At 37.7% G+C, this 13283-nt stretch carries 8 protein-coding genes and 1 pseudogene; all 9 read left to right on the top strand.

Features of this window, described 5'->3' with window-relative positions:
* Nucleotides 1-266 precede the first annotated feature (266 nt).
* Nucleotides 267-3671 (top strand): TonB-dependent receptor, encoded by a 3405-nt coding sequence (locus tag C7972_RS23460; RefSeq protein WP_110358597.1) that lies wholly within the window; start codon nucleotides 267-269, stop codon nucleotides 3669-3671.
* A 19-nt stretch (nucleotides 3672-3690) separates the two neighbouring features.
* Nucleotides 3691-5160 carry a RagB/SusD family nutrient uptake outer membrane protein gene (locus C7972_RS23455; RefSeq protein WP_110358596.1) on the top strand — a complete coding sequence of 490 codons (1470 nt, stop codon included), beginning with the start codon at nucleotides 3691-3693 and terminating at the stop codon, nucleotides 5158-5160.
* 127 nt (nucleotides 5161-5287) lie between these two features.
* The gene (locus tag C7972_RS23450; RefSeq protein ID WP_110358595.1) at nucleotides 5288-7357 is read left to right on the top strand and encodes an arylsulfatase; all 2070 of its coding nucleotides are present in this window, start codon (nucleotides 5288-5290) and stop codon (nucleotides 7355-7357) included.
* Between the two features lie 202 nt (nucleotides 7358-7559).
* Nucleotides 7560-7718 (top strand): hypothetical protein, encoded by a 159-nt coding sequence (locus C7972_RS24000; protein ID WP_181422989.1) that lies wholly within the window; start codon nucleotides 7560-7562, stop codon nucleotides 7716-7718.
* A gap of 317 nt (nucleotides 7719-8035) precedes the next feature.
* Nucleotides 8036-8146 (top strand): annotated as a pseudogene (locus tag C7972_RS23445) (transposase); the annotation flags it as partial.
* A gap of 166 nt (nucleotides 8147-8312) precedes the next feature.
* Nucleotides 8313-9803 (top strand): sulfatase-like hydrolase/transferase, encoded by a 1491-nt coding sequence (locus C7972_RS23440; RefSeq protein WP_110358593.1) that lies wholly within the window; start codon nucleotides 8313-8315, stop codon nucleotides 9801-9803.
* A gap of 1393 nt (nucleotides 9804-11196) precedes the next feature.
* Nucleotides 11197-11310: a transposase gene (locus C7972_RS24510; protein ID WP_375334801.1), complete on the top strand. Its 114-nt coding sequence runs from the start codon at nucleotides 11197-11199 to the stop codon at nucleotides 11308-11310.
* 326 nt (nucleotides 11311-11636) lie between these two features.
* Nucleotides 11637-12176 carry an RNA polymerase sigma-70 factor gene (locus C7972_RS23425; RefSeq protein ID WP_110358590.1) on the top strand — a complete coding sequence of 180 codons (540 nt, stop codon included), beginning with the start codon at nucleotides 11637-11639 and terminating at the stop codon, nucleotides 12174-12176.
* Nucleotides 12177-12414: 238 nt separating this feature from the next.
* Nucleotides 12415-13283, top strand: an 869-nt coding sequence (locus C7972_RS23420) for a FecR domain-containing protein (RefSeq protein ID WP_146216376.1), incomplete at its 3' end; no start/stop codon positions are given.

Below are 13283 nucleotides of genomic sequence, written 5' to 3'. Positions count from 1 at the left end.
GAGATTCTAACGATTATGAAATCAAGTTCAATAAATCAATATAAGATAACCGACAGAACCATCATATTAAAATAACGATTGATTTGTGATTTACGATAAAACCGGTTGTCGCCCAAATATGGAAAAAACAAACACGCTGTGCCTATGAAATAAAAACAAACAATAAAAAAGAGGACAAAGTTCAACCCGCAAAAGTATAAAGCTTTATCCCCTTGTTATGATTATAATTAATTGAACATTTCAACCAACTAATAATACACAAATTTATGAAAAGTAAACTTACTAACACCAGTTTTCAAAATAGAAAACGACTTTTAATGATTCTTATGAGAGCATTCTTTTTCCTGTGCTGTACAACAGTTTTTGCTCTGTCTCCCAACAATGTCATTTCTCAAAACTCCAAAATCAAAATCAAAGAGGATAGGACCTTGTCGGTGGACCAAGTGTTCGATTTGATTATGGAGCAGACCGATTATAATTTCTTCTATGAGGAAGGACTATTTGACGATTATCCCGAAGTACAATTAGAAAAGGGCATCATAAGGACAAAAATGCTGCTAAATGAAAGTTTGTCCCAAGGAAATGTCACTATTACGGTAACTGATAAAAAGACTATTCTCATACAAAAGGACTTGCCCAACAATATCATGAAGTGGCAAGAACCCGAAATAACAGGCACGGTTACAGACTCTAACGGTACTCCTCTCCCAGGTGCAAATATTATTGAAAAGGGCACTTCCAATGGGGTGACCGCAGATTTCGACGGCAATTTCTCCATAAAGATAGCAGATAATAATGCTATTTTGATTATTTCATATATAGGTTTTACAACTAAAGAAGTGCAGGTAAATAATCAAACTAATATTTCTGTCAGCTTAAAAGAGAAGGAGGCTAGCCTTGATGAAGTGGTAGTTATAGGTTATGGGACGGTTAAAAAAAGTGATTTGACAGGATCAGTAGTTTCACTTGATGCAGATCAATTAAATCAAGTCAATGTTGTGTCGGCAGATCAGATGCTTCAAGGTAGAGTTGCTGGTGTCCAGATTACACAAACAAGTCATGCGCCAGGAGGGGGTGTCTCTGTTAGAATTAGAGGAACGGGTTCTATAACCGCTGGTCAAGAGCCTCTCTATGTTGTAGATGGATTCCCAATTAATAATGTTTCTACGGCAAATGGAAGATTAAATAGTGGATTTGAAGGCAGTTTGCCTGTGAACAATCCATTGAATTCGATAAATCCTGCCGATATTAAGTCTATTGAAATTCTTAAGGATGCTTCTGCTGCTGCCATATATGGATCACGAGGTTCGAATGGGGTTGTTATTATAACTACAAAAAGTGGAATAAGTGGCAGTGCACCTCAGTTTAATTTTAATACGAGTTATTCTGTTTCTAAGATTAGGAATAAAATCGATGTTTTAAGTACATCAGAGTACATAAATATAATGAACCAATTGGAAATAGCTCGAGGTAATGCCGAGCCCTTTAACGATGAATTTATAAATTCTGTTGGAGCTGGTATAGACTGGCAAGATGAGATATTACAAACGGGGTCTACACAGTCCCATAATCTATCCTTGTCAGGACAATCTGGAGGAACCACTTACTACTCCTCACTCAGCTACTATGACCAAGAAGGCATTGTTAAGAATACGGGATACGACCGTTTTCAAGCTAGATTGAACCTAGATCAAAAGCTTGGCGATAAGTTTACTTTTGGCATGAAGTTGAACACATCCTTAGAAAGAAATAAATCGGTTCCAGTAAATGGTTTTGGTAAAAATGAAGAAGGTGATGCCGTCTATACGGCCCTTAATAACGCACCCGTCAATCCTGTTTTTAATGATGACGGTACCATTTTTAGGCCTACAACAGATGGGATGTTTGTATTGACTTTAGGTAGCCCCTACGGCAAAGTAAATGGACAGATGCTAAAAGAAGAGATTAACCGTACCCTAGTGAATATTTTTGGAGAGTATAGCATTGTCCCTGAATTAAAAGCTAAAATAACTTTTGGGTCTGATAGAAGTACTAAACGAAATGATATTTATTCAAATAGGTTATCCTTACGAGGTGAGGCTGCTGAAGGTATTGCCACAATTGTAAGTGGTGAATTGTCAAGTACATTGCTAGAAGGTATTTTGACATATAGCAATACCATAGGGGATAAGCATTCATTAACAGCATTGGTAGGAAGCACTTATCAGTCATTTGTGAATAGAACTTTTTCGGCTGGCACTCAGGGATTTGCTTCAGATATTATAGAGACTAATGGCCTAGGGATTGGAATACAGGCTCAAAATCAAGTGGCTAGTTTTGCTTCAGAACGTAGATTACTGTCTTATATAAGTAGAATTAATTATGGTTTTCATAATAAGTATTTGTTAACAGCTTCACTTAGGGCAGATGGATCGTCAAACTTTGGTGATACCAATAGATATGGATATTTCCCTTCTTTCTCAGGAGCTTGGAAAATCAATAATGAATCGTTTCTTATGGATTCTTCGGTACTTTCTGAGTTAAAATTAAGAGCAGGTTGGGGACAGCTTGGCAACGATAATATAGGTATTGCACGTGCACTTGCAACATATTCCGGAGGGGCTGTGGCAGTTATTGGCGGCCAGCAGGTATCGGGAGTTTCTCCTTCTAGGATACCAAACCCAAATTTAAAATGGGAAACTTCTGAGCAGCTCAATTTTGGTTTGGATTTTGGTTTCTTTAATTCTCGAATAAAAGGAAGTATTGATTACTTCAGAAAGTCAAACAAAGACTTGTTGCTTGACTTACCAATACCAAGTACTTCTGGGTTTTCAATACTTGCGAGTAACATAGGTCAAGTTGATAATTCAGGAATAGAAGTAATGCTTAATACAGTTAATTTAAATGGTGCTCTGCAATGGTCAACTGATTTGAATTTTTCAACTTTAACAAATAAGGTAGTAAGTTTAGGTAATATACCAGAGATTATTCATTCAAGTGCGGAAATAACATCTCTTATAAGGCCAGGGGAACCATTGTATTCTTACTATGGCACCAAAGCAATAGGAATTTTTCAAGAAGGTCAAGATCCAATTGCGGCTCAACCAAATATAGTGCCAGGAAACCCAATATGGTTGGATGCTAATGGCGATGACGTAATTAATGATGCAGATAGGGTTGTTATAGGTAATCCTTATCCAGATTTTAATTTTGGGATAAACAATTCACTTAGTTATAAGAATTTTCAGTTTACCGCATTTGTTGATGGGGCTTTAGGTCAACAGTTGATGACTTATACCCTATATGATGCAATATACCCAAACGATAATCTTAGAAACCGATTAGCCGAACCATGGCTGAACCGTTGGACACCTGACAACCCAACTAATAAATGGCCATCAGGCTTAAATACAAGTTCATATCGAGGCTCGCAATCCAATAGTTTTTCAGTGGCAAATGCATCTTTTGTTCGTTTAAAGAATGTACAATTAACATACGCTGTTCCAGTGGATAATATAAGCGCTTTAAAATCTCTTGATATATTTATTGGGGGACAGAATCTGTTGGTAATTACGGACTATCCAGGTTATGATCCTGATGTTAACTCATTGGGGCAGTCAGGAGCACGTATAGATCGCATGGCTTATCCGTCATCACGAGTGTTTCAATTAGGAATTAATGTAGGATTTTAAAATAAAAATAAAAATAAAAATGAAATCATTAAATAAATATTTTGTATTTGTCTTAAGCTTATTGACCCTCTTTGTTGTATGTTGTGAAAAACCATTAGAAATTGAACCAAAATCTGAATTTTCGGGAGCCTTTTTGGAAACACAAGAAGGTATAGAGGTGCTTTTAGCGTCTGCTTATTCCAATCATCAAATAAATGGTTGGGGTGCCGACCGAATACCTTTAGAGGAATGTACAACAGATGTGTTTAGAGTTTACTTAGGGGGCTACTATAACAATAGAATGAGAAGGTACCAAGATTTTAGTTTTGACTCGGGGCACACTATAGGTATCCAAGATTTTTGGCGACAAAACTATAGGGCAATAAGGGATGCCAATATATTGATTGCAGAGATTCCAGATCATCCAGTGTTAAGTGATGAGCTTAAGGTCATATATCTTGCTGAGGCTAAGTTTATTAGGGCAACCGCCTATAAATTGCTCTATGGTTGGTTTGGAGGAGTTCCTCTTGTTCTCGAAACATCAAATGATCTTTTTCCTGTACGAGCTTCTGCCAAGGATATTGAGGATTTTGTTATATCGGAATTGAAAGCTGCGGCTCCATCGTTGCCTCCGACCAGAACTGAAAGTGAATATGGAAGAGCAACACAAGGTGGAGCTTTGGGTGTATTAGCTCAATTTCAATTAAATACCAAGCACTGGGATGGTGCAGCGCAAACAGCTCAGGACGTAATTGATATAGGAGTCTACCAATTATTACCTAATTATGCAGATGTTTTTGCATTAGATAATGAAGGGAATAATGAATTGATCCATGTGTTTCCTAATATGGATGTAGACCCTGTAGGAACTATATGGACTCGAAATGTGCTTCCTGGGGATTATCCTACTAGTGTGGTAAATGCTGCAACTCATCAGGTTGTCCCTATCCCTTTTTACAATACGTTTGATGCAAACGATAAAAGGGCTGAATTGATTATTACCGAATATTATACAAGTAACGGGGTGTTCGTAAATTTATTAGACCCTAACGAAGGACCAACGGGAGATCAATACAATCATCCAAGAAGTTTTAAGTATCCTATTGATGAGGATTCGGCAGATCCTTCTATCGGAGGTCAAGATGTACCCCTTATTAGGTACTCAGAAATATTGTTGATACGATCAGAAGGATTGGTAATGTCCACAGGTGCTGTTTCTCAAGAGGCTTTAGACTTGCTAAATAAGGTAAGAAATAGAGCGGGACTACATGATTATACACTTACTGATATTCCAGACCAGGCTACCTTTATAGATAAAATACTTGATGAGAGAAGTTGGGAGTTTTACAGTGAGGGAAAAAGAAGGGAGGATTTGATTAGACACGATAGGTTTATTCAAAATGCCTTGGATAGAGGCTGGATTTTAGCCAAACCCTTCCAGCGTTTATTTCCTATCCCACAAACTGAAATTGATGCTAATGAGAACCTCGTTCAAAATGAAGGGTATTAATTAGTTTAGTTTTTTTAAAGAAGTGGCTTTTTTAATCCATTATTGAGGTTAAATACCTGGTTCCTTTTTTCTTAGTCGGATTGAAATTAAGAAACACTTAGCCAATTGAAATTTAAAAAGAATATATATGACAAAATTATATCGTAGAAAATTGAAAATTCTATCAGCCGTAATTTTAATGAGCTTAGTAGTAAAAGCCCAAGGAAAGCGCCCGAACATTATCTTGATCATGGTAGATGATATGGGCTATTCAGATTTGGGATGTTATGGTGGAGAAATCGATACTCCCAACATTGATCAGTTGGCTCAAGAAGGGCTTAGGTACAAGCAGTTTTATAATGCGGCAAGATGCTGTCCGACACGGGCTGCTTTGATGACAGGAATATATCCGCATCAGGCAGGTATGGGGTGGATGACAGTAGCAGATATGGGGACTCCAGAGTACCAAGGCGATTTGAATGAAAATTGTGTGACCATTGCAGAAGTGTTAAAATCAGCCAATTATAAAACCTACATGACAGGCAAGTGGCATCTAACCAATGATAGAAAAGTATCGGGTGAAGTAATAGATAATTGGCCTAAACAACGAGGGTTTGATCGTTATTTTGGAATACTTCCGGGGACGGAAAATTATTTTACCCCGACTCTTTATAGTAATAACACCAGTTATACGGCTCCCGATGATTTTTACATAACAAAAGCCATAAGCGATACCAGTGCTACTTATATAAAAGATCATGTCCTAAAAAATCCTAAAAATCCATTTTTTATGTATGTGGCATATACGGCACCACATTTTCCGTTACACGCATTAGAGAATGAAATTAATAAATACAAAATCACCTATAATGTAGGTTGGGACAGTATTAGGAAATCTCGGTTTGAGAAGCAAAAAGAGATTGGTTTGTTCTCGAATGAAACTTCAATTAACCCAAGAGACCCTGAAGTACCAGCCTGGGAGCAAATATCCGAAGATGAAAGAAATGAATTTATTATGCGTATGGCCATTTATGCTGCTCAAGTAGATATTATGGATCAGGGAATAGGTCATATTACTCAAACTTTAAAAAAGTACAATCAATTAGAAAACACCCTGATCTTTTTCTTAAGTGATAATGGAGCAACTGCTGAGTATATTAGTAATGGGGAGAGCAAAAAAGTTGATGGATCAGCTAATACTAGGGAAAGTTATAGAATAAATTGGGCCAATGTCAGTAGCACGCCTTATAAAGAATACAAACATTATACGTACGAAGGTGGAATTGCAACCCCTTTAATTATTCACTGGCCAGAGACCATCAATTCGGAAAGAATGGGAACATTCACTAATGATTATGGGCATATTATGGATATTATGGCGACGTGTGTTGAAGTGTCTGGTGCCAACTACCCTAAAAGGTTTGGTAATAATGAAATATTGCCTTTACAAGGAAAAAGTCTTTTGCCAGTGATTGAAGGAAAAACTCGTGATAGAGGTAAAATCTTCTGGGAACATGAGGCTAATATCGCTATGCGTGATGGCAATTGGAAAATGGTAGCTAAAACTGAACCAGATGAGCAGTTTTCAATGTCCACCTTGCATCTTTACAATTTGGAGTCGGACCCTACAGAAACAAAAGACTTGTCTTTACAATATCCTGAGCAATTAAAGAACATGTATCAACAATGGCTTGAGTGGGGAAAGAGTATTAACGTATTTCCATTGAATACCTTAGGTTATGGTCCGCGTAGGAGTTTATATCGCAGAAATATAAATGGTCAATTTGATATGAATTTGGGAGGTTGGGAAATAGCGAAATCCGAAAGCATTGAAGCTGATATAGTTACAGATCATGCCAATCAAATTAGTGGCGCAAATGCAGCAAAAATTCAGGTCTATAATGCCGGAAATAAACCCAAAGACCTTTCTATGTCTTGGAGTTACCCTGCCAAAACAGGTGAAAAGTTGAGTGTTGAATTTAAGTCTAAGAGCGATAAGCCTTCCAAATTATCTTTTGGATTAAAAAAAGTCAATTCCGCCAATCCGGTTCTTATCAGCAATGATGTGCTTGTTGATAAAGAAGTAGGGGAGTTTTTACTGCCAACCATAACAATTCCAGAGGATGGAAATTATGAACTTTATTTTTACATGGGTGATATAAAAGATAATTCAACCTTATGGATTGATGCGGTAAATATTAAAACTAGCTATAATTAGAACTAGGGTAATATTTTTTAGACGAGTTCTTAACAAAAAACCTAAAAATTTAAAGAACCTAAACAATGTGGTTTAACGGTTAAAATTTAATTACTGTCAAAACAATAAAACTTAGAAGTCATCTCGACTTTTAATTTAGAGCGAAAGAAAGGGAGGAGGATATTTGTGTTTCGAAACATAAATACCTCCAAAACAAAACTTTATGTACAGTGTATTTGACCAAGATATGATAGAAATGGAAATTGTGACATCTATTGCCAAAACAAAGAGAGGTTTTGCACCTACCGTTCCATTGGCCGAGATCGTCAATACCATTTATATAAGCTCAAAACGGGGGTGTAATGGAACCAGTTGGTCGTAAGGGCAATGTTTACGGGAGCATTCCTTAGCTGTCAGTCGGTCTATTACCATTATTGGAAGTGGTGCCTTTCCGGCGGTTGAAAGGATTGCAGGTTCAAGCTCCTGAAAAAAATACAGGGGTCTTCCGGATTTTTTCAGCGGAGACCTCGACGGCAGCCATTCCTTTGCCATAAAAGGTGGCGATAAGGTCGAATATCAAGAAAGGAAAGGGCGGAAGGCCACCAATGTCCTATATCCGACCGATGATAGGCTGGACTTACTATATTTAACCGGACATAAAGTTAAGAGTGTATTAGTTATTAAAATTAACTTTGAAAAATGTCAAGAGAAAAAAGGAATTACACTGCAGAGTTTAAGGAAAAAGCTGTAGAACTTAGTTACGCACGTGGTAGCGTTGTGGAGATCTGCAGGGAGCTGGATATTTCTCCACGGGAGATGCCGGGGGTCACGTAGTTCTATGGTAGGATCGCAAGAACAATAAAACGATTACTATAAACTGGCAATTAACGACAAAGGAATCTTGAATAAAACTTAAACTGCTATACCCATCAATTCACAATTATTTTAACATTGGTTTACGCAATAATATTTTTCCATGACGACAATATTGGCAATACCTGTTTTTGCACGCTCTGTTTGGGTAGTTGCGTTTTTTTATTTGATAACTATTATAAGTGTTGATATTGGATGTTATGCACAAGCTAGTTCTACAAGTACGCCACTGAACCAATTAACTAAAAGACCAAATATTCTCATATTATACGCTGATGATCAGGGCACATTGGATACTAGGGCTTTTGGTGCTATGGACCTTCAAACTCCTAACTTAGATAAGCTTGCCTCTAAGGGTCTTAAATTCACACAGGCATACGCTCATACCGTTTGTTGTCCCTCCCGAGCAGCGTTATTGACAGGCAGAGCACCTCAAAGAAGTGGTGTCAACGATTGGACGTCAAATCATCCAAGTGATTATGAGTCTAGGGCGATGAACTTAGAGGAAATAACACTTCCCGAACATTTGAAGCAATACGGTTATATATCTGGAATTATTGGAAAATGGCACTTGGGAGCCACAGACAGTCATGATCCTTTGGCTCAAGGATTTGATTATTTTTTTGGATTTAGAGGTGGTTTTATTGATAATTATACTCATTATTTTTTACATTCCAGAGCTGAAAAGCCTCCCTTCCACGATCTCTACAGAAACAGACAGAAAATAGATTTAAATGGTAAATATTTTCCGGATCTTCAGCTAAATGAAGTCTATTCTTTTTTAGATGAAAACAATAACCGCCCCTTCTTTTTGTACGTCCCATTTAATTTGCCTCATTACCCCGAACAACCAGATTCGTCATTCGTCGAGCAATATGAGCACCTAGAATGGCCGAGAAATTCATACGCCGCAATGATATCTACTTTGGACAATCGAGTGGGGAAAATTTTAACAAGATTAGGTGATATGGGTCTTACCAAAAATACCATTATTATTTATATGAGTGACAACGGTCATTCAACCGAAGACAATGACAATTGGGGTGTAAGCTATGGAAGTAATGGCGGTGGTGGGTATACAGGGAAGTGGCGTGGAGCAAAGAATAGTTTTCTTGAGGGGGGAATACGAGTCCCCACGATAATTAGTTATCCGGATAAAATTTCACAGGGCGGGACAAGGGATCAGCCTATCTCGAGTATGGATTTTTTTCCAACATTATGCGATCTCCTAGAAATCCCCCTTCCAGAGAATAAATTAGATGGCAAGAGTATTTTATCAATAATTAACTCTGCTAACGCAGCTTCTAATCACGAAGTAATGCACTGGCAATGGCAGAAATCGTGGGCAGTTAGAAAGGGAAATTGGAAACTAATTTTTAAAGGTAATGATACAACCGGTGAATTTTCAAATCATCCAGTGAAGAATAATAAAATGCCAACATATTATTTAGCAAATTTAGATGACGCAAACCCAGAAGAGATTAACTATGTAATAAAGTATCCTAGTAAAGTAAAAGAATTAAAGGATCTTCATCAAATTTGGTCAGAGGAAGTATTTGAAAATTCAGGCTATTCTGATCCAAATAAATTGTAAAAAAAAAGTGACTATGTCTTCCGCCAGTAAAATAAAATAGCCATAATCTTCAATAGGTAATATTCCTCTATATGACTCGTGGGTTTGCCCAGAGGATTATTTACTACAGATTATTAATAAGAACTATATTATGCTTTTATTAATAAATTATTAAAATTGATGCTTAAAGTTACGCTTAGCATTACTGGAAAGAACGGAAATTTCAATGGAATTATCTAATTTGATGATTTGGAAAATGAATCGCCTATATATGAACTGAACGAAGTAGAATCTGAAAATAACAACCTTAGATTTTTGATAACAAAAAGAGATTTTGCTTCTATGTGGGCAGAGGAAAAATTCATTGATTGTAGATAGGAAACGTAAATGACCCTCCAAATACCCTAACGCTATAATAATAAAAGTTCCCAGCCATTCGTGGCAACACCGCAATCAACAGGGTTGCAATCGATTACGCCCTGATAATCAAAAATTAGGACGATGAGACCTTACAGCAAAGCAAAAAGCTCTATGGTCGGGCCTGCCGTGAATAGTACCTTTAACCCTCTTGTCGCCCGCTACTTCTAGTGATAATTCAAATATGGCTCAGATCCGTGTAGCAGACGGAAAACCGTCATCAGTGTGGCGGGGCAAATGGCGCTCAACGATGGTTGTCTCAGGAGTACGCTTATATTGATATTCAATACATCCACGAGGATCTTATCAAAGGCAAAAATCCCCATTCTTATTTCAAAATCACAGATGATTATCTGGAAGGACTTCTCATACCACTGATGAGTCCGCAGCAGTTGGAAAACACAATGCGAAAGGAGGCTTATGGACAGTTGTATTTCACGAATTATCTGGGTAATTGTGGCCAAGCCATTTACTCTCAAATAAAGGATCACGTAAGTTGTGCCCTCACGGTAAAATTTGCAAAAAACATTTACCAAAGTTATAATTCACAACGGATGTCCATTTCGGCTGCCTGGAAGGACTTTTATGGTTTGGGCAAAACCAAATGTTAACTTTATCGCGGGGAGGAAGGGCCAGGGATAAATGTTGACAAACTCCCCTGGCTTAATGGAATACATCGAGTTATAAAGATCTGTACCGTCAACTAGGAAACTTGGCTTCCGATCGTACTCCTTACCCTGCCAAATGGCGTGATTATTATGGATACTATCAATATGGAGATAAAACCACTCTTACTTACTTCACATAGGCAGAAATTTTGAACAATACTCTCATTATTCAGCACTTTTACCATTGTTCTGGAGTTTCTTGGAGAAAGATTTTTCTGGGAAGTCTTGAAAATGAGAGTGAACAGACCATAAAAGATAGGTTTTTTTGCCCAAATAATGTGGGGACACCGGAAGGTTTGCCCGAAGACAAATGGATTCATCCCGAGATTATGAAAGTTGTGGTGAGCTCCGACCATGTCCATATGCATGTTGAGTACTCCCCGCGGATGAATGTAAGGTCGATGGTCAAACAATTGAAAGGTAGGGAATTGAGAAAGCTCTGACAGGAGTTTCATCAGTTAAAGAAATGCTGTTGGGTCAGCTTTTTGGGCAATCGGCTGTGGAGTTTGGAGTACGGGCAATGCAACTGATAAGATGGTCAATGACTCACTATTTGTAACATGATCTACTGGACGGTTCGGATAATTCCAATTTCACATTGGAATAATATAAGGGACTGAAAGTCCCTTAAAAAAAACACTCATTACTGCAAGTTCAGAGTGGTTTAGTTTTATTGGCCCAATACATATTTGATTTGTATATTGTCCTAAATTCTTAAATGATCAGCTTTATTAATAGTCTGGAAAAATAACTATAATCATAATCTCTTTTGAGAGCAAATTTAGGCCTACATACCAAAGGTGAGTTAAACCACCTATTCGAAAAGTACTATGAAGCTCTAGTATTTTTCGCAAATCGATTTCTGCCCCTTAGGGACGAATGTGAAGATATAGTCCAAGACGTTTTTGTGGGTCTCTTGGAAAATAAGAAAACCTTTCCCGATGAAATTTCCACTAAAGCCTTTCTTTATAAGGCCGTACGCAATAAGTGCTATAATGTAATCAAGCACAATGGGGTTAAGGACAAATATGCCGCCCATGTTGTACACTCCCTAGAAGATGACAATTATTTTCTAAAGCAGGTTTTGGAAGAAGAGATTGTGCGACAACTCCACAAAGCCATAGAAACCTTGCCCGAACAGAAAAAGGCGATTATCCGCTTGAGTCTCAAAGGACTCAAAAATAATGAGATCGCCGAAGAGTTAGGGATTAAACTACAAACCGTTAAAACATTAAAGTCGCAATCCTACAAGATTTTAAGGGCAGAGTTCAAAGAACTAGGTGTGGTAATTTCATTTTTGATAGCTTAACAGCCATGGTGGGTACCTATGGATGAAACTCGTTAAGATTAATGCCTCCCTCTTTTACGTCGTTCACTATTGGTAAAGATCCGTAAAATTTAACATGGTCTGGATTTTCACATTGATATTTTGAAATGTGGAATTAGTAAATACCGGCACTCATTTTTGTGGTATTGAAAAAAAAAATCAACTTTTTAGTAGTACCCTTTTAGAGTTTAGTTGTTCTATATATAACCACAGCAATGGAATGAAAGATATTTTTCACATCTCAAGGTTAGTAATCAAAAGGAAATTAAAGGTTCTGACCGATTCCGAGAAACAGCAATTAAAACAATTTCACCAAGATTATCCTTTTTTAAAGGATGTTGACATTGAGGCTTTAGCCGATAGATTGTCCCGTTATTCTTCGGTTGATAAGGAAAAAGGGTGGAAGGCAATTGTTTTGAAGTCCATAGAGAAAACCAATAGGCCCAGGATCAGGTTACTGAAAAATTCTTGGTTTAAATATGTTACGGCCGCCGCTGTCGCCAGTTTAATAGCCATGGCCTATTTCTACAAAAACAGAGCGTTTGACCATGCGGAGACCGCTCCAACGGTGGTAAATATAAAAACCATTGAGCCGGGTGCCGATAAAGCTACCTTAAGCTTAGAAAATGGTTCAACAGTGATTTTGGAAAAAGGCAGTATGTACCAAACTCAAAATGCAAAGAGTAACGGAGAGCAGATAGTCTACGAAGGTACAGCAGAAAAACCTTCCAAAGTTGTTTACAATTATCTGACGGTACCGAGGGGGGGGCAGTTTTTTTTGGAACTCTCCGATAACACGAAGGTTTGGTTAAATTCAGAATCCCGACTTAAATATCCGGTTCAATTTATTGAAAACGAAACTCGTCAAGTGGAACTTGTCTATGGTGAGGCCTATTTCGATGTTTCACCGAGCACTGAGCATGGGGGTACTAAATTTAAGGTTTTGAATCTGTCGCAGGAAGTGGAGGTTATTGGGACAGAATTCAACATTAAGGCCTACAGTGACGAAACTATGGTTTATACCACTCTAGCGGAAGGAAAAGTAGTTGTGGGCAATGACAATTTCAAACAGCCTTTGCTACCCGGTCA

It is taken from the genome of Arenibacter sp. ARW7G5Y1 (genome assembly GCF_003201775.1).
Lineage (GTDB): Bacteria > Bacteroidota > Bacteroidia > Flavobacteriales > Flavobacteriaceae > Arenibacter.
This window is presented reverse-complemented; position numbering and strand designations above follow the sequence as displayed.

Bases quoted from the DNA above. Each gene is read 5' to 3' on its own strand.
- C7972_RS23460 (WP_110358597.1), top strand. From the start codon at position 267: ATGAAAAGTAAACTTACTAACACCAGTTTTCAAAATAGAAAACGACTT.
- C7972_RS23450 (WP_110358595.1), top strand. From the start codon at position 5,288: ATGACAAAATTATATCGTAGAAAATTGAAAATTCTATCAGCCGTAATT.
- C7972_RS24000 (WP_181422989.1), top strand. From the start codon at position 7,560: ATGTACAGTGTATTTGACCAAGATATGATAGAAATGGAAATTGTGACA.
- C7972_RS24510 (WP_375334801.1), top strand. From the start codon at position 11,197: ATGAAAGTTGTGGTGAGCTCCGACCATGTCCATATGCATGTTGAGTAC.
- C7972_RS23440 (WP_110358593.1), top strand. From the start codon at position 8,313: ATGACGACAATATTGGCAATACCTGTTTTTGCACGCTCTGTTTGGGTA.
- C7972_RS23455 (WP_110358596.1), top strand. From the start codon at position 3,691: ATGAAATCATTAAATAAATATTTTGTATTTGTCTTAAGCTTATTGACC.